Source organism: Paenibacillus polysaccharolyticus (assembly GCF_900102085.1).
Classification (GTDB): Bacteria; Bacillota; Bacilli; order Paenibacillales; family Paenibacillaceae; genus Paenibacillus; species Paenibacillus polysaccharolyticus.
The window spans coordinates 1-22,893 of sequence record NZ_FMVM01000032.1; the positions used below are offsets into that span (position 1 = coordinate 1).

Below are 22,893 nucleotides of genomic sequence, written 5' to 3' on the forward strand. Positions count from 1 at the left end.
ACCGGGCATCTAAATCGTCTTTTCATGAACACTCTCCTCATTTCATTTAGTGTATCTGAGGTAGCTTTGAGTGTCCAATTGGATTAGGGGGCTTTAAAGATATACGCCGAATAGCGTCTCTGGTGATCGTTAGAATTGCGGAGATAAGTTCTCACATAAGGAAATACTTCCAACGTGACATAGCGTAGCCTCATTCACTCATAAATCAGCCACGAGCAAGTAATCATTAACATAAACATAAGTACTGCCATGCTACATCCACCTTGCCGTGGGACAACGTTCTCCAAGAACATCCAACTACTACACTACGGAACTACATTCACTAGGTTTGTAACAAGTGCTAACACTGTACTGAGAAAATTCGATTGTGTGACGTAGCCACGTCCGAGAAATATGCACTTACTCGTTTTACATTCGTAGAGCATAAGTTCGATACCGCTGAATGCCGCTCGCAACATATATAATTTCTTGATCCAACAGGCTACGAAGAACCTTTCTCGTATGTGCGTCAGAGATTCTTAGATGTGTTGCCAATTCCAAAGGTGTAAACGGCCGGATTATACGTCTCGCATACCGCACGGCCTCAGCATCCAACCAGTTGAGGGCTGCGGGCGCATCTGAAGCCATAAATTTTCCCATAAATGCTAGTACCAGTTGCTGACACTGTTTTGGTTCATCTTTAATGGAGAGGTAGGCAATCGGCAGGAAAAGCCAGTCTTCCAATGTTAGGAGACATTGTCGCCAGCATAGATCTTTGAAACGTCTCACATCAAGATCACGAGCATGAGGCCCATAACCCTGAGTCTCAATACCGCCTTTCACACCGTTCCCTGGTAAGTAGGCAAGATCCAGATAACGATAACCGTTGTGAAAATCTCAAACTTCCCACTCGGGATGCAAATGGTTGAAATTTTTCATGACGGGGAACCAGACGGAGCGCAAAAATTCCAATGTGCCATGTTCAAGCCCGTGTTCAATCCGTGATCGAACACGTAGATTGGTTTCTTTTACGATTAGCGATTTGATCCATTCTTTATATGCCTCATCAAAGTTTTGGATTATTGTACTCATGGCATGATAACCTCCTAGAAAAGTTAGTGGAAAAATGTAAAAAGCCGCTTTACCCAATCTTTCCTGCCTCCATAATTGGAAGGTTGGAAAAATGGACAAAGCGGCGTGTGCTTCACGACCGATTAATTAATATCTATTTACTAACATCTATAGCTGCTTTTTCTACAATAATTCCAAGTATAACCTAGACCCGGTTTTGATGCTACTCCCGCTTACCTCCAGCGCCTAGTTAAGAGTGAGTTCATTATGGTAAGGATGTCTTGGGCTTAACACAGAAGTACCACTTTTACTATGAGTAAGTTTATGTCGGATTGGATGAACAACCAAGTCGTTTAACCGTTTCTGCTAAAAGAGAGCAACGCTTCCACGTACCATTCACCTCACCTGTTCAGATGAGGATCCTCAATCCCTTGTTCCACACGTTGTTCACCCTTTTTACGGGCAAACGTGATTTTGAGTAGCGGTGGTGTGACCAGTGTGGTGACGATGACCATAATAACCACGCTGGTAAAATATTCGGCATCCAGCAAGCCAGATGCAAGTCCAGTCGAGGCAATAATAAGCGCAACTTCACCTCTGGAGATCATGCCTGCCCCGATGGCAATGGAAGAAGAACGATCAAAACCGGTTAAACGGGCCCCGGCCCCGCCGCCGAGAAGCTTGGTGACAATGGCAACGATGCTGATGACGATGATCAGACCAATCTGTGAGCCTACGCCGTCAAAAGTTACATTCAGTCCAATACTAACGAAGAAAACAGGTACAAAAATACTGTACGCGATCGGTTCCACCTTTTGCTCCACTTCATGTTTGAATCCAGTTTGGGAAATCGCGATCCCTGCCGCAAATGCACCGATAATCCCTGCAACACCCATCCATTCTGCAAAATAAGAGAAGCCAAAGCAGATGATGAGTCCTGCCGTAATAACGGTTTCCGTTACCCGCAGAGGAGCCATCCATTTCATAATGCGTGGCACCAGCAACCAGCTTGCCGCAATGATGATGACAAAGAACAACAGCTTTTTACCAATCAACAAGCCGATGGAGACATCTCCGCCACCTGTTCCAAGTACACTCATCATGACAGCGAGCAGTACAACGACGAGCACATCATCCACTACCGCTGCCCCCAGAATGGTGGTGCCTTCACGTGAACCGAGCTGGTTCATATCCTTCAAGGTTTGCACGGAAATACTTACCGAGGTGGCACAGAACAACAGACCAAAGAACAGTGCGTGTGTCTGAGACATACCAAAAGCAACAGCCGAACTGTATCCTCCGATAAAAGGTAAGATGACTCCGCCCACTGCCACAGCGAAAGCGGACTTCCAGTTTTTCTTCAATTGCTCCAGGTCGGTTTCCAGACCGGCGATGAACATGAGCAATAATACCCCGATCTCGGCCATATAATGCACAAAATCACTTTTATCCACCCAGCCCAGTAGGGCAGGTCCAATGACAACACCCACAATAAGTTTACCCAGCACCGATGGCTGGCCTAACCGAACGGAGAGATCACCAGCCAGTTTGGTGAAGATCAAAATAAGGGCAAGAACTAAAATAAATTCCACAAATGGTTTCTCCTCTCTGATCGCGGCAACCTTAGAATATCCTTTCCAAGGGAAAACATCCCTGTTCCACCCAATTTGATCATAACAAAAGGCACGGAACAACGATAACAAGTTACCGTTCCATGCCTGTAAAAGACAAAGAGGGGCCCTTGGTGACAGGCTCCTCCATAGTCGACGCGTATGTGATTAAGTGCATTAATTATACCACAATTTAAGACTAGGGTAAAATCATACTCGCACGAAAAGGCATGAAAACAGTTTAAAACGGGCATTTATACGTAAGGACAGCCTGTTTTTGTTCAGAGTGTTGTCACTTAACAGCCCTGATTTGCCGCGATATAATGATATAGAACACAGAAAGTTAGGATATGAGGAGGACTTTGCATTGGCTAACAAGGAAAGAGGGAATCTGAATGCTTCATCGAATCAGGCAACCCCGACCAGTAATAAAAATTTCGCAGGTATCATTATTACCATCTCCATTCTTGCTAACGTTATCATCTTGTTATTGTTTTTCGCACCATCGATCGGTTACAAAGGTGAGGTTACGTTCGACATCACCGTGTTACCGCGCTTTAATGCCGTGTTTAACAGCTTTACCTTTATCTTTTTGCTGGCTGCGCTGATTGCGATTATCAAACGTAACGTCAAGCTGCATAAACGCTTTATTTTGGCGGCATTTTCAACCACGTTGCTGTTCCTGGTGACGTATCTGACGTTCCATTATCTGTCTCCGGAAACGTCCAAGTTTGGTGGCGAAGGTATTGTTCGTTCGATCTACTTCTTTATTTTGATCACGCACAGCATTCTGGCTGCGCTGATTGTGCCACTTGCGCTCTTTACGCTCGTATGGGGCTGGACAAACCAGTTGCAGAAACACCGTAAAATCGCACGCTGGACCATGCCAATCTGGCTATATGTCAGTTCTACAGGTGTAGTCGTTTACTTGATGATGGCACCGTATTATTGATTTCTTTTTATGCCATTAACGATATCCACCAATTACGCGCAGGGCTAATGATGTATAATTTCGCTGGTTCTGCGGGTAATGTATCCAAGGAAGGAGGGTCACGTGATGTACAGGATAGTGTTGATTCGCCATGGACAGAGCATGTGGAACGTGGAAAACCGCTTTACGGGTTGGACGGACGTGGATCTGACCGAGGATGGGTATGGTGAAGCGCGCAAGGCCGGGAAAATCCTGAAAGAGCAGGGGTTTGATTTTGACTGTGCCTACGCTTCGGTATTGAAACGTTCCATTCGTACACTCGACATTGCGCTGGATGAAATGGACTTGATGTGGATTCCGATTGAGAAGACGTGGAAGCTGAACGAGCGTCACTATGGTGCGCTGCAAGGATTGAACAAGCAGCAGACGGCTTTGAAATACGGGGAGGATCAGGTTCACGAATGGCGTCGTTCCATTAACATTTCCCCGCCACCTCTGGATGAGAATGACGACAGATATGTGCAGGATCTGGACAAGTACAAGCGACTTGGCTGCACCATCCCGCGTACGGAGAATTTAATGGATACGTCCAAGCGGGTGTTGGAGTACTGGGATGCAGAGATTAAACCAATGGTTTCTTCGGGAAAAAGGGTACTAATCTCCGCGCATGGCAATACGCTCCGTTCACTTGTCATGCATCTGGACCAATTGTCCGAAGCAGACGTGATGGCGCTCAACATCCCGACAGGCATTCCGCTGGTCTATGAGTTGAACGAGGAGCTGCACCCGACCGGTCATTTTTATCTGACCGCCGATGGCTCGACCTACAAGCATGAAGAGATGAGCCAAGTAGCCCGACCATCCGACTGATGACGCGGGGTTAGGGCAACAGGACTCAATAAAGCATATGAAACCACTACATGTTTCCTTATAAGCTCCTAACCTAATGGCTCACATATGGATTTAAAATAAAGTCCTGTATGGCTCATATAGGCTCACGTTACGGAGCATAATAACCGAGCAAAAGATGATTACCGAACCATTCTTCATTTCGGTGATCATCTTTTTTTGTACTGCTCAATCGTATAACTGGGTGTGCCAGTTGGAGAAATATTTTATTTTTTACAGGCAGGCAAGCTTGGATATCGTTTCGTTTGTGCTAGATCGGGTAAAACTCAAACAAGACACGATGTACATGAATCCAGAAGGAGGAGAGTTACATGTCGAAACGCAAATTGCTCATGACGGCGATTGGAGCTGGCGTGACGTATCTGATGAGGAATAAACAGGCCAGGGACAAAGTCATTAGCACCGTATCTAATATGGTGAAAAAGAACGGATCATCATCTCGTACCGCAAGACCGCGGGTGGAGGTTAGCAACCAAGAGTGGAGAAATTGAGTAATCCAGGAGTCTTACATGACGGCTAACCAATAGCGTGGGCAGTGTAAGGAAGCCCTGTTATCTGTTCGATACACGTAAAAGTAAATAAACGTACTTGCTTGCTACTAGCAGGCGCATATGGTGAGCAACATCAAAGAGACCTGGGACGATCGTTCCGGGTTTTTCTTATGTGCGTCTGAGCATCACTGGAGATTGCACACTATGCGATTTTTTCCATGAAGAATGATACAATGAATACTTGCAGAACGTATGGAGAGGAGATGCACTTGTGGATAAAGGTCAAATGGGCACTTCTATGAAGAAAAATCGTTTGGGTACTTCGGAATTGATGGTGGGGGAGATCGGACTGGGCTGTATGTCGCTCGGAACGGAACTGAAACCTGCAGTGGAGCTGATTCACGAAGCGTTGGATCTCGGGGTTAATCTGCTGGACACAGCTGATCTGTATGATGCCGGACGGAACGAAGAGATTGTGGGACAAGCGATCAAAGGGCGCCGGGATCAAGTCATTCTGGCAACCAAAGTGGGGAACCGCCGTATTCCTGGCAAAGAGGGCTGGTCATGGGACCCGTCCAAAGCTTATATTAAACAGGCCGTGCATGAAAGCCTCAAACGACTGCAGACCGATTACATTGATCTGTATCAGCTTCATGGTGGCACGCTGGATGATCCAATCGCTGAGACCATTGAAGCGTTTGAGGAGTTGAAGAAGGAAGGACTTATCCGATACTACGGCATCTCTTCCATTCGTCCGAACGTGATTCGGGAGTATGTAGAGAAATCATCCATTGTCAGCGTGATGAATCAATACAGTGTAGTGGATCGCCGGGCGGAAGAGGAAGTATTACCTTTACTTGAGCAAAAAGAAATCAGTATCATCGCTCGCGGCCCGGTTGCCAGTGGTGTACTGGCAGCATCGGGAACGGCGAAGGCAGACAAAGGATATCTGGATTATACGCCAGAGCAGTTGCATCACATCCGCCAAGGCCTGGCTGGACTGGTCACAGATGATCGCAGCATGGCACAGACGGCAATCCGTTATGCGCTTGCGCAACCTGCCGTTGCTGCTGTCGTTCCAGGAGCCAGTTCCAGAACACAATTGTTGCATAACATTGCGGCTGCTTCATCTGCCCCGCTCACCCCTGCCGAGATTCAGGTCATACGGGAGCAGAGTCCTGCTAACCGTTACACGCAGCATCGTTAATGGGTGGGTTACCTGTTTTCAAGTGTAACTATTTGAGGTACAATAAGAGCACCATCTCTACACAAAGTACAACTATTAACTAGAACGACATAAGGAGAGAATAGATATGGAAAGAATTCAAAGTGAACAGCAATATCGCGACCTGATTAACTCCGACGGTATGACGGTCATTAAATTTGATACAACGTGGTGCCCGGACTGCAAAAACCTGGATCGGTTCATCGGTGACGTTATTGATCAGCATGCCGATAAAACTTTTTATGCGCTGGATGCAGAAGAATTCCAGCCGTTTGCTGAAGAGAACGGTGTACGCGGCATTCCAAGCCTGCTGGTTTTCCAGAACGGCAAAAAGCTTGCGCATCTTCACAGCAAATGGGCAAAAACCCCTGCACAAATCTCGGAGTATCTGGAGACACTTGAGTCCAAAGTCTAAGCTGATGCTTAGCAAAACCCCTGCCTGTCTTAGGACAAAGCAGGGGTTTTTGAATTGTGAATCGTTAGAGTTAGAGTTTAACAAGTTTACTTCTTTTTGAATTGAGGTTTACAAGTAGAATACTTGCAATAATCATGACCAGTCCAGCAATCAGATTGATGGTGATGGATTCTCCTAGAAATAACACACTACATAGCAGTGCAATCAATGGAATCAGAAAGGTGAAGGAGCCTACTTTGCTGGCTTCCCCGGAACTGACAAGTTTGAAGAAGGCCAGCCAGCCGAGAGCAATGACAAATACGGAGATGAAAAGCATATCCATCACAAAAGGCAGAACCCATTGTACCTCATTCCAGTTCTCTGTAGCGGTTCCCGTTAAAGTTAGAATTACACCGCCAATGAGAATCGGAATGGCTGTCATCCAGATCCCGTCCACCTTGGCTGAAGTTTTTTTCATATAGATCGTGCCTGCTGCCCAACTGATGGCACTGAACAATCCCAGCATGACACCTTCAGGGGACATTTTGCCAGTCATGCCACCGATGCTGATCGTTGCTACGCCTGCAAAGCCGAGCGCGAGTCCGATTATTTTCATAGTATACATCGTTTCACCAAGCCACAGCCATGCCCCAATCCCAAGCAGAACAGGCTGCAAGAACACGATGGAAGAAAACAATCCAGCAGGCACTTCGGTCAGACCCACCGTCTGAAAACCGTAAAAGAAAATGATGTTAAGTGCGGCAGAGATGGCGTAAATATACCATGTTTTCCGAAACTGGAGTGTTTTGTACCGCGGAAATGCATAAAATCCAAGAACCAGTCCGGCAATTAGCAGTCGCATGCCTGCGAACAGGAGGGGCGGTGTATAGTTTAATGCGTATTTGGTCAGTGGCCAGTTGATTCCCCACATGAGAACCAGAAAAGCCAAGATCCAGCCTGCTTTTGAACGTGATAAAGCCATAGATTATCTCTCCTTCAAGTTATATGGAAAAGTCTTTTTGGACTGCAAGTCCAGTACAGTTTTTCTTCTGAATCAACCCATTCGAATGTTCTTTGGCCATTGTATTTGCCAGTCGTTGATCGTCCGTGTTCACCATGATACAATAACAAACATAATAATTGAAATGCATGTTATTTATGAGGAGCATACCAGAACTGTTATGAACAATTCACAATTACAGTTATTTATTAAAATAGCCGAGACGAGAAGTTTCACACGGGCCGGCCAAGAGATGAATATGACGCAGCCTGCGGTGAGCCGTGCCATCTCGGCACTGGAGAATGAACTGGATGTTTCGCTCATCATTCGAGACCGACGTAACGGTATTATGCTGACCGATGTAGGGCAACGAATACTAGTCATTTTCCGCAGAATTTTACAGCAGTATGATAAGGTACAACAAGTTGTTGCTGAGGAGAAAGGGCTGGAGATTGGAACCATTCGCATCGGTTCTTTTCCGATGTCCTCGGCTCATCTATTGCCTCGAATTATTCGATCTATCCGTGATCGTTATCCGCAGATCGAATTCGAGCTGCACGAAGGCAATATTATGGAGATTCAACAGTGGCTGAATTCGCGTGTAATTGATGTTGCTTTAATGATTGCAACGGAGCAGGAGGCGGAAGAACTAAACTATGAAACGATGCCGCTGTACAACGAAGAGATGCTTGCTGTATTTCGTGAGGACGAGACGTTTGCTGATCAGGACATACTGGATGTGAAACAGTTAAGCGGGCAGTCAATGATTATTTGTAACGGTGGTTATGAGATGCCTATTGTAGATCTCTTTGCCCGTGCGGAAGCAGAGCTTAGCATCGGTTTTATTGTTCATAATGTCAATACGTGTCTAAATATGATCGAACAAGGGTTGGGGACGGCCATATTACCTGCCATTTCGTTATCCTGGCTTCCACCTGGTGTCAGAGCTCTGCCAACGGAGCCGAAGGCCTATCGTCCCGTTCAGCTTGCTTTACCTTCCTTTACGGAGGCGTCTCCAGCTTCTCGTTTGTTTGTGGAAACGTCATTACAATTGTTCGGACGGCAGCGGTAAAAATCTTGTTTAGAATTTGTTCAGTATCGTTCGTTATACTTAATAGAACAAACTGAATATTGGAGTGAACAAGAGCCACATGAACAGAGAAATATTGGATGAGATGCACCAATTAAGCCATAATGATGATCGCAGGTATCATTTACTTATGGCTGGTGTCAAACAAATGTTACATGAACAGAAGCTGAACAGATATCGTTGGTTAGGAAGACTGAAGGAGCGGAAGAGACAGCGAAACATACAGGCTGACCGATGGGAGTAACGATCTAACTTCCTGAACATGCCATAGAAATATCATGATGGTACATTTACATATGAAGTGATAGCAAAATGGCGGCCCGACTTCCGTGAGGAAGACAGGGCCGCCATTTTCCAATTAAAATCACCGGATCTGTTTGATGTTTGATATGAATTGAACTGTGTTTACACAGAAACGGAGAGGACAGAAAAAACCTGAAAAGCGAAGCGGCCGCCTAAAAGCTTTCTGAAAGAAAGCTACATCGGAAGCATACGCTTATCACCGGATTTTCCCCTTGGGAAAAGGGAATCAAAAAAATCTGGGGATAACAGCGGTTGGAAGGTTATTCTGTCATCGGAGTGAGAGGTGTAAACTGAACTCAGTTTGTTCAATGGATATCCATTACATCATCAGGATCACAAAGAATACAGCTGCCAGTACAAAGCGGTACACAGCGAAGACAGTCAGGCTCAATCTTTTCAAAATAGACAGGAATGTCTTAATCGCCAGCATGGCAACGATGAAGGCAGCGATGAAGCCAATCGCAAAGATGAGAAAATCATCACTGTTCAGATGATCAATGCTTTTGTACAGGTCATATCCCGTGGCACCAATCATAATTGGAACGGACACGAGGAAGGTGAATTCTGCCGCAGCTACCCGGCTGATTCCGGCAAACAAGCCGCCTGATATCGTGGAGCCGGAACGGGAGAAACCTGGCCACAACGCCAAAATCTGAAACATACCCACAGCTAACGCTTGTTTGTAGGTAATATCGTCAACGTCATGTGTGGTAATCCGTGAGCTTTTATTGCTCCAGCGTTCAGCTACGATCATCAATATACCACCGATCACAAGGCTGTACAGTACGGTTTGCGGACCAAACAAGTGAGCCTTGATCCAGTCCCGGAACACAAGTCCGATGACAACAGCAGGAACCATTGCCAGAATGATATGTCCCAGATTGAGGCGGCGAGAATACGGCCTTTTGCCTCCAGTGAAGCGAAACATATCAATGAATTTGTTCCAGTACAGTACAACAACAGCCAGTACAGCACCAAGCTGGACAACCACCTCAAACGTTTTGACTGACTCGTTGTCCTCTGATAGACCCAGCAAGTGAGCTGTCAGAATCATGTGTCCTGTAGAGGACACGGGCAAAAACTCAGTCAAACCTTCGATGATGCCCATAATTATGGATGATATAAAGTCCAATTCTCTTCCTCCTTGAAATGCAGATGACAGCCATAAGGCCTGTCCTGCTATAACGATGTCTGTTCTTTCGAACAAGACTATCCTCTATTATGCTCAGAATTGCCTCCCACTTCAACTCTATGCTTGTAACCCGTTGTTTAAAACTATATTGACAAAAACCTAGTTATCCAATAGGATATACATTAACTGACTGACTGATCAATCGGGAGGGTAAAAAGAATGGCCAAAGTTAACGGTTTGGGACCCGGAGAAGAACGAAGGGACCAAATTATTCGCATAGCGATGGAACGATTCGCAACTCAAGGGTACCATCAGACGAAAATCTCTGATATTGTTCGCGAAGCTGGAGTCGCTCAAGGCACCTTTTACTGGCACTTCAAGAGCAAGGAAGCCATTGCTTCCGAGATTTTGTTAACGGGCAGAGAACAATTACTTGAAGCAATCGGGCAAGGGTACCGGAAGGATGCCGGGTCGGTTGAAGATATGGTGAAGGCCTCGGAGAAGTTGTTTACCAATTTGTTCACCTTTGCTGCGCAGAACCGATATTTCATGGAGTTGTTGCTTAAGGGCATCGTGACCGAGGAATCCGTCCAGAGGTTAGTTGAAGAGACTCGTAATGCCGTGGAGACAGCATTCCGTCACAATATGGAGCGTGCCATTGAACTGGGTATGTTGCCAGCAGATATGAATGTACCCTTACGTGCGGCATTGCTTGTAAGTATGATCGAGGGCATGATCTCGCGCTGGTTGTTCGGCTCAGACGCACTGCACAGACGTTTCACGGAGATGAGTGCTACAGCATTAGCAGCTGAAGCGGCGAGTTTTGAGTTTTACGGCCTGCTCGGTACATAATGTCGGCAAAGGTCGGGGGCTTTACTTTTCAGGTAAAAGAGGCAGGAAGATTCACATTTAACACACTTCTTCACATGATTAAGCCAGTCACAGGGAATAATGGAATCACCAAGAGAACATAAGATGAATGAGAGGAAGTTAACGTCATGAATAACACATATGGAACTAAAATTCGCAAAGGGTGGTCTATCACCGCGATTCTGCTCATGGTTGTGCTCGTACTGAGTGCTTGCGGTAGCAAACCCGCGGCGGAGAATGGCAATACAAACAATGCAGCACAGTCTGGTGGCAACGAACTGGAACAGATCAAATCGGCAGGTGTCATGAAAGTCGGCATGATGGGTACGTATCGTCCATACAACTTCCTGAATGACAAGAAAGAAATGGACGGATTTGATGCGGATATCGCACGTGAAGTAGCGAAGCGTCTCGGCGTTAAGGTTGAGTTTGTATCTCAGGAGTTCTCCGGTCTGACTCCAAGTCTGCAAGCGAAAAAGCTGGATGCGATTATCAGCCAAATGACGATTACGGACGATCGTAAAAAAGTGCTGGATTTCAGTGATCCGTACATCACCAACCAGGTCAAAATTATTGTCAAAGAAGACAACAACGATATTACGAAACTGGAAGATTTCAAAGGCAAAACAATCGGTGTAGGTTTGGGCACAAACGATGAAACGTACCTGCGCAACGAAGTGTTGCCCAAAGTCGGAGATTTTACAATCAAAACGTATGATGATGTGATCTCATCTCTGAAAGACCTGAACGCAGGACGGATCGATGCAACGATCAACAACCTGTATGCGTTGAAACCTATCGTAGATGCGAATGGATTCAAAATTAAAGCTGTTGGCGAAGCAATCAAGAGTGACCAGGCAGGTATCGCGGTGCGTAAGGACAACCCTGAACTTGTAGCGGCACTGAACGATGCACTGAAAGGCATGAAGGATGACGGCACGTACAATACCATTTTCAAAAAATGGTTTGGTGAAGAGCCTGCGCAATAATGAACCTGCAAGGCGAAGGGAAGTTTGATCCATGGAACTGATATTCGAAAATATCCCCTTCTTTCTGAAGGGGGCTTATTATACGCTTTATGTTACGGTGATCTCTATGTTTTTTGCCTTTATCATCGGGGTGCTGGTCGCTATTGCCAGGCTTAAAGGCCCGATGTGGCTAAGATTGATCGCCAGATTTTATGTATCCATCATGCGGGGAACCCCGCTGCTGGTGCAATTATTCGTTATCTATTACGGGCTTGTGGACTACGGCGTAACTCTCGGGTCACTAACAGCCGCTTGTCTTGGTCTCAGTCTGAACGCGGGGGCTTTCCTGTCGGAAACGTTCCGCGGTGCGATTCAAGCTGTACCGAAAGGGCAAACGGAAGCGGCATACGCTACCGGTATGACTCCAGCACAGGCGATGAGACGGATCATTTTCCCGCAGGCTGTGCGCATTGCCATTCCACCGATGGGGAATACCTTTATCGGAATGCTCAAGGAAACATCGCTTGTTGCTGCAATTGGCGTTACCGAGCTGTTGCGGTCTGCGCAGCTTCTGGTTTCGCAGTATGCGCTCAACATGCCATTTTATCTGGCAATCGGCGTGATGTATTGGATTATGAGCATCGGTTTCTCGGCCATTCTGGAACAAGTGGAGCGCCGGCTGGCCCGGGCTTACTAAAGGGGGAGAGAACCGGGTGATTACTACAACTGGATTAACCAAACGTTTTCAAAATCATGAAGTGCTCACCAATATCGATATGCATGTAGATGCCAAGGATATTGTTGTCCTGCTGGGTCCCAGTGGATCAGGCAAAAGTACACTGCTACGCTGTCTCAATGGACTCGAACAGTTGTCCGGCGGACAGATCGAAGTGAACGGCATTGTGGTAAACAGCGCAGATCCGCTGCGTGTGCAACGTGCCCGGGTGCTGGAGATTCGTCGCCAGACGGGTATGGTGTTCCAACAGTTTAACCTGTATCCGCACAAGACGGTGCTTGGTAATGTTATGGAAGGTCTTGTGACGGTGAAAAAAATAAAGCGGGACGAAGCCGCCGAGCGCGGCCGGCTTTTGCTGGATCGTGTAGGGCTGTCGGATAAGCAGGATGCTTATCCTTCCCGTTTATCTGGTGGACAACAGCAACGCGTAGCCATTGCAAGGGCACTGGCGATGGAGCCGGAAGTGATGCTGTTTGACGAACCGACCTCTGCCCTCGACCCCGAACTGGTTGGAGAGGTGCTGTCGGTGATGAAAGAGCTGGCGCAGGAAGGCATGACGATGCTGGTCGTGACACACGAGCTGAAATTTGCCCGGAACGTGGCGAACAAAATTGTCTTTATGGCAGACGGCTCCATTGTGGAGACAGCTAGCCCTGAAGCCTTTTTCGAACATTCGGAGCAAGAGCGAACACGCCAGTTCCTGCGGCAGATTACCGAATTTTAAACCACCCAGTGATGGGAAGGTTATTCTGTCATCGCAGTGTATGTGTAAACTACTATAGAAAGAAGGAAAACATCATGAATGTAACCACAGTATGGAAGGGAAAACGCGCGTTTACCTCCGAAGGACCGTCTGGGTATGCTGTAGGCATGGATGCCACAGCGGCATATGGCGGTGATAGCCAAGGCGCTACGCCGATGGAATTGTTACTCGCTGGCCTTGGTGGCTGTATGGGAATCGACATCACGATGATTCTGGATGCTTTTCTGGACAAGATCGATTCGATTGAGATTGAAGCACAAGGGACGCGGAGCGAGGATATGCCTAAAGGTTTTACGTCCATTGACCTGATCTTCAAAGTGGACGGAGATATCCCGGATTACCGGATCTGGAAAGCCATCCAGATGGCTGAAGAGAAATACTGCGCCGTTTCCGCATCACTGAGCGCAGATATCCATCCGAAGCTGATCCTCAATGGCGTGAGCACACCTCGTCCATAAAAAGCTTTACTTTCACTTTAGTTTGAATGAAAAGGCACTTCCAATCGCGGAAGTGTCTTTTTAGCATAGTCATATTTTATTGAATCCCATCGATGTATCCATAACAACTCAGGTCCATATCTCCACTTTAATGTCAAATCGAAGGCTGCAGTTATGTGGTATGATGGATGCGCAGGTGAGAGTGACCTGCTTCGGATGATCGCAAGTTGTAAGCGCTTATACAAGATGACGGAAGGTGCGGATATGTTAAAACGGCTGATTCGTATTACAAATGATCTCAAATTAAAGCATAAATTGCTCATTTCCTACGTGCTTGTTGTCATGGTTCCCGTCCTGATTATTGGTCTCGCCGTGACCAGTTATTTTCGTCAGCAAGCGCTGGATAATGCCATTGGGCAAACGATCATCAATGTGGATAAAATTAAAAGCCAGACGGCAACGATGCTGCGCGTACCTACAGACATATCCAACTTGCTCATGTTTAACACCGATCTCAAGGAGATCGTGAATCGCCAGTATAAAAGTGTGGTGGAGCTGACCTCGGCTTACCTCGCATATAAAGATTTTCAAGAATACAGGCGGTTATATCGTGAAATTGCAGGTATACGTTTTTATTCGACGAACCCGACATTGATCAATAATCTGGAATTTATTCCGGTCAATGAGCGAACCAAGCAGAGTTACTGGTACAAGGAAGCGCTGAAAACAACGAGCATCGGCTGGTTTTATATCCCTGGCAACGAAGACAATCCGGTTCACCGGCTCAGTCTGGTACGTAAAGTTCCTTTTGCCGAATATAAGACCGAAGGTGTGCTGATGATCGTAATCAATCAGGAAGAACTTAACGGTTTGTTGCGCCAGGAGCAGTTCGAGACACTGATTACCGATGAGCAGGGTTACGTTGTTGCAGCGAAAAATACCGACCTGGTCGGGAAAACGCTGGGTCAGCTTGATTTTGGCGTAGACCTCCAGAGTCAACCTAAGGGCACCATTGAAGCTGATTTTCAAGGGGAGCCCTCGAATATTGTCATTGATGAACTGGGGCCGGGATCAAGCTTTAACAAGCTGAAGGTTATCTCGGTGTTTGCGACCAAAAATATCGTGAAAGATGCCAACCAGATTAGCCAGATCGGCATGATTTTTATTACCATGGTGCTGGTGATTGCGCTGTTACTGGTGTATATTATTTCATTTCTAACCTCCAACCGGCTACTGCGCCTCAGTAAACATCTGAACAAGCTGGCTCTTGGAGATTTGAACGTCACTTCGCGCATTGACGGGAACGATGAGATTGGACAATTATCACGTCAGTTCAACTACATGGTGAAAAGTATTAACGAACTGATGACTCAGGTGGTCGAGACAACAGAGCAGAACAACCAATTGGAAATCGCCCAAAAAGAGATTAAACTGAAAATGATGGCCAGCCAGATTAATCCTCATTTTTTGTTTAACGCGCTTGAATCCATTCGCATGAAGGCTCACATCAAGGGAGAAGCAGAGATTGCGAATATTGTCAGGTTGCTTGGCAAGCTGATGCGGAAAAGTCTGGAGATTGGCAGCGGCAAAACAACGTTTCGTGCAGAACTGGAAATGGTGCGTTCCTATCTGGAGATTCAAAAGTTTCGGTATGGGGACAGGTTAGCCTTTGAGATTCATCTGGACCCTGAGGTGGAGAGGATGTATATCCCGCCTTTGATTATTCAGCCGATTGTAGAAAACGCTATTGTGCATGGACTAGAGAACAAAGAAGGAACCGTGCGGGTGCATATTCTGATTTGTATGGTGGATCGTATGGTCACGGTACAAGTGAAAGATGATGGAGCGGGCATCACCCCGGAACGACTTGCAGAAGTGATGCAGTTTGTCAGCGGTCCTGAAGAAGAGGAGAAGAGCCGGATTGGCATGCGAAATGTGCATCAGCGTTTGACTTTGACGTATGGGGAAAATGCCGGGTTACAGATTAACAGTGTGTACGGGGAAGGAACAGAGGTTTCTTTCACCTTGCCAGCGGGAGGGAACCAGCATGTATAAAGTATTGTTGGTAGACGATGAACCAAGCATTCGCGAGGGATTGACCACGATTATCGATTGGGAAAAATACAGCTTCCAGGTCATGGCTACAGCCGGAAGCGGGCGCGAGGCCATCGCCTGTTTCAACGAAATCAAGCCGGACCTGACCATTATTGATATACGGATGCCAGGCATGACTGGCCTGGAAGTCATCGAAGAGATCCGCCAGCATGAACCTGACGCACATTTTCTGATTTTGAGCGGTTATGCTGACTTTGATTATGCCAAAAAAGCAATCAGCTTCGGCGTGGATGGTTATCTGCTGAAGCCAGTTGACGAAGAAGAGATCATCGCTGAACTGGAACGAATTGCGGGACAGCTTCATCAGGAACAGGAAACGCTGGCCCGCTACGCTGGCGAAGATACGGCATACAGAGAACATCAGATTGAAGCATTGTTATATGACTCTTTACAAGGTAAGGGGAGCAAGGAAGAGGACAGTCTTGGACTGCACTGGCCGCAGTATCAAGTGATTTTGCTGGAGATTCATGCGACGCTAGACCTGCAACGGGGCAATGAGATGAAACGCAAGCTGATTGAAGCATTCGACCAGAAGGATAAAGGTATCGTATTTTCATATCATTCCGGCTTGGGGTTATTGATCAAAGAAGCAGTTACTCAGAATACCTCATCACAGAATCTATATGATGAATTGCAAACATTACTCGCAGAGTGGAACATTCACATGTACGCTACCGCTGGAGAACCGGTACAGTCTACTACCGAGATTGCCAGATCATACACACAGGCGAGCAGCCTTATGGCAGAACGGTTCCTGTTCACAGAGCAACGGATCAAACGCTGGGATGAAGGGCGACTGTCTCCTTCAAGTGCGGAGAGTAACGGTATGGGAGCCCAGGCAGACGGCATTCAAGAGCCTGATGAAGTTGAGCTGGCGGACAAGCTGTATTATGCCTTGGACATTCGCAGCAGTGAATCGGTTATGCGTGTGCTTGGAGAGATGGAGGAGCGACTGATTCCGTATCATTGGACGGAGCAGGCCATCAAAACGGCATTTTCGCAGGTGTTCTCGCTCGCGTTCAATAAACTTGCTGCAGCGAATCAGCACATGCAAACCATTATGCAGGATCACTCCGTGCTGATTAATGAGGTATATCATCAGTTCACGATGGCTGATCTTAAAGCGATGGCGGCGGAACATTTGCATCGTCTGATTCAGCGTATGGGCGGAGGCAGTACAGATACCGTGATGAAACAGATGATTGAGTTCATTCAGCGTAATCCCGGTGAGAATCTGAAGCTGGAGGTTCTGGCTGAGGTGTTTAACTACAACAGCAGTTATCTGGGAAAATTGTTCAAGAACCACACGGGCGAATCGTTTAACGCCTTTCTGGATAAAGTTCGAATCGAGAAAGCGAAAGCTTTGCTTGACGAAGGGTTAAAGGTGCATCAGGTGGCTTCAAGAGTCGGTTATGCCAATGTGGACTATTTTCACGGTAAATTCAAAAAATACGTAGGAGAATCTCCTTCGGCGTATAAACAATCCAGATCCCAATCTCACACGAGAGAAACGAATCACCATGACAATGAAGATGCATAACCGGCGGTGGCTCGGGAGTTCTTCATAATATAGTCCATGTACTTCCCCGAATAAGCAATGGTATGTCCAAGCTGTACACCGTAGACTGATTGTACAAGGTACAAGAGTCCAGATGAAGGGATGGCTGCAGGATATGAATCGTACTGATTTAACAACTGTACGTCACACGATCAATTTGAACGGAACATGGCATTTTCAATTAACTGAACGGAGTGGAGAACGAAGAGAGGGAGAGAATGCTGGGACATACATCCCCCCGCACCGGGATGATGTCTTATGGAATACGATTCAAGTTCCGGGGTCATGGGAAGAGCAAGGATACGGGGAAGCGCCGGAGTACACCAGAATCGACACGTGGACCAAAATCCGAGAGTATGAGGGGGCAGCATGGTATGCGCAGGACATCTATATTCCCTCTGATCCACAGAACGGACACTATGTGTTCAGACTGAAAGGTGTACGTTGGACATCGAGGCTGTGGTTCAACGGGAACGAAGCGGGAGAAAGAGATAGTCTGCTGACGGATCAGACGTGGGATGTGACCCCTTGGGTGAAGCCTGGCGAGATGAACCGTGTAGAGATTTGGGTGGATAACACGATGAAGCTTCCACTGGCAGGCAGCCATATTCATTCTTTGCATACCGCTACGGCTTGGGGAGGTATTACAGGAGGAGCCTATTTGGAGAGGCAACCCATGCAACGGGTACATACGGTGCGTATTGAACCTGATCCTGCTAACGGAAAGATAGCAGTTCGGTACACGGTTATTAATCCAGCTGCAGACTCAGTCGCACCGTTGCAGCTTCTAATCAATATCCAGCATCCGGATGGCTCATGGCTAAAGCGCGAGTGTTTGGATATCGATTGTACCTTGAATAGCAGTGTTGAGAAGGGCTGGGTTACGGGGGGATGCCAGATTGCATTGGACTCCGAGAATGCGATTGCCATGTGGAGCGATGAGAATCCCCTCTTATATCGGGCGGTAGTTCAATTGCAGGCAGGCGAGCAGAAGCTTGACCAGGTGGAGCAGCGGTTTGGCATGCGTTCTTTTGCATCCAGTGGAAAACAACTTGTCCTGAACGGAACACCAGTGTTTCTGCGCGGGTATGTGGACTGTTGTATCTTTCCACTTACGGGATATCCCGTTTGGGATGCACAGTACTATGTGGAGCAATTTCGCATAGCCAAGTCATATGGCTTCAACCATGTTCGTTTACACGGATGGAGTCCACCGGAACCATTCTGGGAAGCTGCCGATGAAGAGGGTATGCTTGTACAAGCAGAGCTTCCTCATTGGTCACGTTTTTTTGAACAGCGGGATGTATCCGCTCCTCCTGAAATACGTATGTATCTGACACAGGAGCTAGATCGATTGCTGGAAGCATTGCATTGTCATCCTTCCTTTGTTCTGTTCTCACTCGGTAATGAGTTAATTGGCGCAAACGGACATCCTGAACTGAATGCACTTATCTCAAGAGCGAGAGATACAGATCCATCGAGACTATATACAGATAACACAGGCTTTGGACACCTTCCAGCTCAAGGCAGAGAGACCGATTATTTTATTCAATCATTCAACTGGCATCCCCCGCTGGAATCTGTATTGGCGGCGGTACCCGATACTACGCTGGATTATCATGCGGTTACACGGCTTGCATCACATCCGGTGATCGGGCATGAACATGCGCAATTTACAATGTATGTACGTCCGCAGGAACGAGAGAAGTATACAGGTGTCCTTCGTCCTACATGGTTAGAACCTGTCGAAGAGTCGCTTACACGTAAAGGCATGATGGCAAAGCTGGAACAATACCAGCACGCAACGGGCATACATCTGATGCGATCCCTTAAAGAAGCGATGGAGCGAGTAAGACGTACGCCAGATGCTGCGGGCATCCAGCTGCTGGATATCCGTGATTTCCCGGGACAGGGACACGCCACCACGGGTTTTCTGGATGTTTTTTGGGAAGATAAAGGGATAACCACACCGAATGAAGTAAAACAATTCAATGCTGAGGTGGTTATTCTCCTGAGTTCCAGAGAGCGGACATACTATGCTGGAGAACCGATTGAAATCGAAGTACGTGTATCCCACTTTGGCAAAAGGGTGTTAAAAAATGCTTCCATTCACTGGAGAATGGTTACGGTCACGGACGAACGGATGCTGGCTGAAGGAGAATGGAGCTGCGGAGATATGCCGTGCGGTGCGGTAACATCTCTCGGGAGTATAATGGTTAACTCTCAGGCCGAAGGTGTAGTTGCGTTTCGAGTGGAGGCTGAGCTACGTTGCGACCCTGTGAATGATCCGCTGCATTCCGGTAATGCGGAGCATTCCACCGTTCACTCTTCCCATCGTTTAGCAACCGTTACGATAGCCCGGAATCAGTGGCATGGCTGGTCTTTCCCACAGATGAAGATGCAAAACGAGCGTCATGGAGAGATGAAGCGCATCTGGAATACGGTAAAAGAACTACAGCCCCTACTCGCTGATTCTTATCATGATGCTGTAGATCATGTGAATGGCTTCCGATGGTTAAAGGAAAATCAGCATGACCTGTTGATCGTGAAGTCCTTAACCTCCAATGTACTGGATCTTCTCTTAAATGGTGGAAGAGTTTGGCTTATGCCGGGTGCAACGGATCTGTATGATCCAGTGGAAACGAAGTACCTGCCGGTGTTCTGGAATTATCTCATGTTTGCCACCCAGCCGGGGGCTACGATGGGCATGTATATGGAGAAAGAAACAGCTCTTCTCGGAGCTTTTCCGCAGGATGGAGCTTCGGACTGGCATTGGTATCATCTTGTGAATGGTACGCCGGCCATATGCCTGGATACCATGCAGGGGGCTACACCGCTAATCGAGGTGGTGGATCATTTCCACCGAGCGAAACGGCTCGCTTATGCTTTTGAGGCCAGAGCAGGGAAGGGGAGTATCCTGGTATCTACTTTTCCTTTTACCGATACAGCCTTGATGAAGCGCCCGGAAGCTGCGTTTCTTTTTCAAGAGATGTTGTCTTATGCTTGCGGAGAGCAGTTTCATCCGGAAAGCTCCGTTACAGCCGCCGAGTTGCTAGGAGTATTCAAACTTCAACCTATTCAATTCACATTGTGATAAGACACGAATCAAGACACTAAAGGGACCTAACCAGGTCTCTTTTTTGATGTATGAAATGTAAAGTAAACGATTTCCGAAAAACGTTTTCGTATTTTAGTTAAAAAAGTTATTTTTTACTTCATATAGATTTTATAACACTAATAAGTATTTAATATCTCTAATTTTAACGGATAAATGTCTGATTCTAGAGGGTTATATCTAATTTTTATATGATTTTCTCTAAAATCCAGATGGTATTTTGAAAACGCTCTATCGATTATGATTATTTTATAAAAACAGAGGAGGGGGAACGAAGATGGAAACGCTAACAAAAAAATCCGCTTCCGCGAATAGAGGCAGTGACTCCCAGCCACCATTGAAGCCAAGGCGTAACGGAGTTTGGGACAGAATGAAACAGCAGAAGTATCTTTATCTTATGTCATTGCCATTCGTCGCTTGGGTATTTGTATTTAACTATCTTCCGCTGTGGGGATGGACGATGGCTTTTCAAAACTATAAACCAGCCAGGTCGTTTGGTGAACAGGACTGGGTTGGTTTTAAACACTTTGTAGAATTGTTTAGTGATGACAGGTTCTATCTGGTGCTTCGAAATACACTTGCGATGAGTTTGATGGGACTGGTTGTCGGTTTTATCGTGCCGATTTTCTTCGCGATCCTCCTGAACGAAATGAAAGGCATGTTCTTCAAACGGGCTGTACAGACCGTATCGTACCTGCCTCACTTTGTATCCTGGGTCGTTGTTGCGGGGATTATTACCAAGATGCTGTCCACGGATGGAGGCATTATCAATGACCTGCTCATTGGTCTCAATATTATTGATCAGCCGATTCAGTTTATGGCCAAGGGAAATCTGTTCTGGTACATTGTAACCGCTTCAGATATGTGGAAGGAAACGGGCTGGAATGCGATCATCTATCTGGCGGCCATCACTGGTATTGACCAAGAACTGTATGAAGCATCCCGTGTAGACGGTGCAAACCGTTTTAGACAGATGTGGCATATCACACTGCCAGGGATCCGGACGACGATTTCTGTATTGTTCATCATGTCCATCGGACATCTGATCAGCATCGGTTTTGAGAAACAATTTTTGCTACAGAACAGTCTGGTCCTGGATTACTCCGAAGTCCTTGATCTCTATGCACTCAATTACGGTTTGAATATGGGCCGATTCTCGTACGGTACAGCGATAGGTATCTTCAACTCTGTTGTCAGTATCATCCTGTTGTTTACGGCCAACGGTTTGTTCAAAAAATTCACCAAAGAAAGCATCATGTAGGGAGGGGGAGACATTATGGCGAACAAAACATTCAATGCCACACGGGGCGATAAAGTGTTCGATATATTCAATATCCTCGCGATGACCATGGTGCTGATTGTAACACTCTATCCATTTCTTAACGTACTGGCGATCTCACTGAACAACTCAGCAGATACAGTACGCGGCGGAATTTACTTATGGCCTCGTGAATTTACATTACAGAACTATCAGACGATCTTCCAGTATGAAGGTCTGCTCCAGGGCTTGAAAATCTCCATTATGCGTACGCTTGTAGGTACACTGCTTGGACTGATCAGTTCATCCATGATCGCCTTTACGCTAAGCAGACCTGACTTCGGTCTTCGGAAATTTGTATCTACAACACTGGCGCTGACGATGTATTTCTCGGGTGGTCTGATTCCGGTATACATCCTGATGCGTGACCTGAACCTGATCGGTACATTCTGGGTATACGTATTGCCTGGTATGATCAGTGCCTGGAACGTATTTATCATCCGTTCATTCATTGACGGGTTGCCCTATGCCTTGCAGGAATCAGCGAAGCTGGACGGCGCGAATGATTTCAAAATCTATTACCGGATCATTTTACCGCTGTGTAAGCCGGTACTCGCAACGATTGCTTTGTTCTTGGCAGTGGGTCAGTGGAATGCTTGGTTCGATACGTATCTGTATAACGGCTCAAAAGCACATCTGACGACGTTGCAATACGAGTTGATGAAAGTACTGCAAAGTACACAACAAGGTTCGGGAGCTGGACGGAATGCGAATGATATGGCACAGCAAATGACGCAAATCTCTCCAGAGTCGATCAAAATGGCGATTACAATCGTCGTTACCGTTCCAATTTTGATTGTGTATCCATTCCTGCAAAAGTATTTTGTTGGCGGAATGACGCTTGGAGCGGTAAAAGCATAGACCTGTGATCCGATGTA

At 46.7% G+C, this 22,893-nt stretch carries 20 protein-coding genes and 1 pseudogene; 17 read left to right on the plus strand and 4 right to left on the minus strand.

Annotated elements, in window-relative coordinates; all coding sequences use genetic code 11:
* Positions 1-408: 408 nt before the first annotated feature.
* Positions 409-1,059: pseudogene (locus tag BLQ13_RS27895) on the minus strand (transcriptional regulator).
* A 392-nt stretch (positions 1,060-1,451) separates the two neighbouring features.
* The gene (locus BLQ13_RS27900; protein WP_090924936.1) at positions 1,452-2,642 is read right to left on the minus strand and encodes a cation:proton antiporter; all 1,191 of its coding nucleotides are present in this window, start codon (positions 2,640-2,642) and stop codon (positions 1,452-1,454) included.
* A 385-nt stretch (positions 2,643-3,027) separates the two neighbouring features.
* Here BLQ13_RS27900 and BLQ13_RS27905 point away from each other — a divergent pair, with 385 nt between their 5' ends.
* The 5 genes from BLQ13_RS27905 (at position 3,028) to BLQ13_RS27925 (ending at position 6,631) form a co-directional block, all read left to right on the plus strand.
* Positions 3,028-3,612 (plus strand): DUF420 domain-containing protein, encoded by a 585-nt coding sequence (locus tag BLQ13_RS27905; RefSeq protein ID WP_420848973.1) that lies wholly within the window; start codon positions 3,028-3,030, stop codon positions 3,610-3,612.
* A gap of 105 nt (positions 3,613-3,717) precedes the next feature.
* Positions 3,718-4,461: a 2,3-diphosphoglycerate-dependent phosphoglycerate mutase gene (gene gpmA / locus BLQ13_RS27910; protein ID WP_090924937.1), complete on the plus strand. Its 744-nt coding sequence runs from the start codon at positions 3,718-3,720 to the stop codon at positions 4,459-4,461.
* A gap of 350 nt (positions 4,462-4,811) precedes the next feature.
* Positions 4,812-4,991 (plus strand): hypothetical protein, encoded by a 180-nt coding sequence (locus BLQ13_RS27915; RefSeq protein WP_090924938.1) that lies wholly within the window; start codon positions 4,812-4,814, stop codon positions 4,989-4,991.
* 298 nt (positions 4,992-5,289) lie between these two features.
* Positions 5,290-6,198: an aldo/keto reductase gene (locus tag BLQ13_RS27920; RefSeq protein WP_090924962.1), complete on the plus strand. Its 909-nt coding sequence runs from the start codon at positions 5,290-5,292 to the stop codon at positions 6,196-6,198.
* 106 nt (positions 6,199-6,304) lie between these two features.
* Complete coding sequence (locus BLQ13_RS27925; protein WP_090924939.1) at positions 6,305-6,631, plus strand: thioredoxin family protein; 327 nt, start codon at positions 6,305-6,307, stop codon at positions 6,629-6,631.
* A 70-nt stretch (positions 6,632-6,701) separates the two neighbouring features.
* Here the strand turns inward: BLQ13_RS27925 and BLQ13_RS27930 are convergent, their stop codons facing one another.
* Positions 6,702-7,592 (minus strand): DMT family transporter, encoded by an 891-nt coding sequence (locus BLQ13_RS27930; protein ID WP_090924940.1) that lies wholly within the window; start codon positions 7,590-7,592, stop codon positions 6,702-6,704.
* A 199-nt stretch (positions 7,593-7,791) separates the two neighbouring features.
* Between BLQ13_RS27930 and BLQ13_RS27935 the strand changes: the two genes are divergently transcribed.
* Both BLQ13_RS27935 and BLQ13_RS27940 read left to right on the plus strand, forming a co-directional pair.
* The gene (locus tag BLQ13_RS27935) at positions 7,792-8,682 is read left to right on the plus strand and encodes a LysR family transcriptional regulator (protein ID WP_090924941.1); all 891 of its coding nucleotides are present in this window, start codon (positions 7,792-7,794) and stop codon (positions 8,680-8,682) included.
* Between the two features lie 79 nt (positions 8,683-8,761).
* The gene (locus BLQ13_RS27940; RefSeq protein WP_090924942.1) at positions 8,762-8,944 is read left to right on the plus strand and encodes a hypothetical protein; all 183 of its coding nucleotides are present in this window, start codon (positions 8,762-8,764) and stop codon (positions 8,942-8,944) included.
* 378 nt (positions 8,945-9,322) lie between these two features.
* Here BLQ13_RS27940 and BLQ13_RS27945 read toward each other — a convergent pair whose 3' ends face one another.
* Entirely contained in the window at positions 9,323-10,111 is a 789-nt protein-coding gene (locus BLQ13_RS27945; protein ID WP_244159501.1) for an undecaprenyl-diphosphate phosphatase, read from the minus strand.
* 243 nt (positions 10,112-10,354) lie between these two features.
* On the opposite strand from BLQ13_RS27945, the gene BLQ13_RS27950 reads away from it, so the two are divergent.
* The 10 genes from BLQ13_RS27950 to BLQ13_RS27995 all read left to right on the plus strand — a co-directional run bounded on the left by BLQ13_RS27950 (position 10,355) and on the right by BLQ13_RS27995 (position 22,876).
* Positions 10,355-10,987 carry a TetR/AcrR family transcriptional regulator gene (locus BLQ13_RS27950; RefSeq protein ID WP_090924944.1) on the plus strand — a complete coding sequence of 211 codons (633 nt, stop codon included), beginning with the start codon at positions 10,355-10,357 and terminating at the stop codon, positions 10,985-10,987.
* A 146-nt stretch (positions 10,988-11,133) separates the two neighbouring features.
* Entirely contained in the window at positions 11,134-11,994 is an 861-nt protein-coding gene (locus BLQ13_RS27955; protein WP_090924945.1) for a transporter substrate-binding domain-containing protein, read from the plus strand.
* 31 nt (positions 11,995-12,025) lie between these two features.
* A complete protein-coding gene (locus tag BLQ13_RS27960; protein ID WP_090924946.1) occupies positions 12,026-12,670 on the plus strand; it encodes an amino acid ABC transporter permease in 645 nt (214 codons plus the stop codon).
* Positions 12,671-12,686: 16 nt separating this feature from the next.
* Entirely contained in the window at positions 12,687-13,433 is a 747-nt protein-coding gene (locus tag BLQ13_RS27965) for an amino acid ABC transporter ATP-binding protein (RefSeq protein WP_090924947.1), read from the plus strand.
* Positions 13,434-13,507: 74 nt separating this feature from the next.
* The gene (locus BLQ13_RS27970) at positions 13,508-13,930 is read left to right on the plus strand and encodes an OsmC family protein (protein ID WP_090924948.1); all 423 of its coding nucleotides are present in this window, start codon (positions 13,508-13,510) and stop codon (positions 13,928-13,930) included.
* A gap of 243 nt (positions 13,931-14,173) precedes the next feature.
* Entirely contained in the window at positions 14,174-15,964 is a 1,791-nt protein-coding gene (locus tag BLQ13_RS27975) for a cache domain-containing sensor histidine kinase (RefSeq protein WP_090924963.1), read from the plus strand.
* Positions 15,957-17,564: a response regulator transcription factor gene (locus BLQ13_RS27980; protein ID WP_167375863.1), complete on the plus strand. Its 1,608-nt coding sequence runs from the start codon at positions 15,957-15,959 to the stop codon at positions 17,562-17,564. Before BLQ13_RS27975 ends, BLQ13_RS27980 begins: the two co-directional genes overlap by 8 nt.
* 133 nt (positions 17,565-17,697) lie before the next feature.
* A complete protein-coding gene (locus BLQ13_RS27985; protein WP_167375864.1) occupies positions 17,698-20,676 on the plus strand; it encodes a glycoside hydrolase family 2 protein in 2,979 nt (992 codons plus the stop codon).
* Positions 20,677-20,974: 298 nt separating this feature from the next.
* Positions 20,975-21,958, plus strand: a complete 984-nt coding sequence (locus BLQ13_RS27990; protein ID WP_090924951.1) for an ABC transporter permease — start codon at positions 20,975-20,977, stop codon at positions 21,956-21,958.
* Positions 21,959-21,973: 15 nt separating this feature from the next.
* A complete protein-coding gene (locus BLQ13_RS27995) occupies positions 21,974-22,876 on the plus strand; it encodes a carbohydrate ABC transporter permease (protein WP_090924952.1) in 903 nt (300 codons plus the stop codon).
* Positions 22,877-22,893: the final 17 nt, after the last annotated feature.

Coding starts and splice junctions, on each gene's coding strand:
- gpmA (WP_090924937.1), top strand. CDS start 3,718: ATGTACAGGATAGTGTTGATTCGCCATGGACAGAGCATGTGGAACGTG.
- BLQ13_RS27915 (WP_090924938.1), top strand. CDS start 4,812: ATGTCGAAACGCAAATTGCTCATGACGGCGATTGGAGCTGGCGTGACG.
- BLQ13_RS27920 (WP_090924962.1), top strand. CDS start 5,290: ATGAAGAAAAATCGTTTGGGTACTTCGGAATTGATGGTGGGGGAGATC.
- BLQ13_RS27925 (WP_090924939.1), top strand. CDS start 6,305: ATGGAAAGAATTCAAAGTGAACAGCAATATCGCGACCTGATTAACTCC.
- BLQ13_RS27930 (WP_090924940.1), bottom strand. CDS start 7,592: ATGGCTTTATCACGTTCAAAAGCAGGCTGGATCTTGGCTTTTCTGGTT.
- BLQ13_RS27935 (WP_090924941.1), top strand. CDS start 7,792: ATGAACAATTCACAATTACAGTTATTTATTAAAATAGCCGAGACGAGA.
- BLQ13_RS27940 (WP_090924942.1), top strand. CDS start 8,762: ATGAACAGAGAAATATTGGATGAGATGCACCAATTAAGCCATAATGAT.
- BLQ13_RS27945 (WP_244159501.1), bottom strand. CDS start 10,111: ATGGGCATCATCGAAGGTTTGACTGAGTTTTTGCCCGTGTCCTCTACA.
- BLQ13_RS27950 (WP_090924944.1), top strand. CDS start 10,355: ATGGCCAAAGTTAACGGTTTGGGACCCGGAGAAGAACGAAGGGACCAA.
- BLQ13_RS27955 (WP_090924945.1), top strand. CDS start 11,134: ATGAATAACACATATGGAACTAAAATTCGCAAAGGGTGGTCTATCACC.
- BLQ13_RS27960 (WP_090924946.1), top strand. CDS start 12,026: ATGGAACTGATATTCGAAAATATCCCCTTCTTTCTGAAGGGGGCTTAT.
- BLQ13_RS27970 (WP_090924948.1), top strand. CDS start 13,508: ATGAATGTAACCACAGTATGGAAGGGAAAACGCGCGTTTACCTCCGAA.
- BLQ13_RS27975 (WP_090924963.1), top strand. CDS start 14,174: ATGTTAAAACGGCTGATTCGTATTACAAATGATCTCAAATTAAAGCAT.
- BLQ13_RS27980 (WP_167375863.1), top strand. CDS start 15,957: ATGTATAAAGTATTGTTGGTAGACGATGAACCAAGCATTCGCGAGGGA.
- BLQ13_RS27985 (WP_167375864.1), top strand. CDS start 17,698: ATGAATCGTACTGATTTAACAACTGTACGTCACACGATCAATTTGAAC.
- BLQ13_RS27990 (WP_090924951.1), top strand. CDS start 20,975: ATGGAAACGCTAACAAAAAAATCCGCTTCCGCGAATAGAGGCAGTGAC.
- BLQ13_RS27995 (WP_090924952.1), top strand. CDS start 21,974: ATGGCGAACAAAACATTCAATGCCACACGGGGCGATAAAGTGTTCGAT.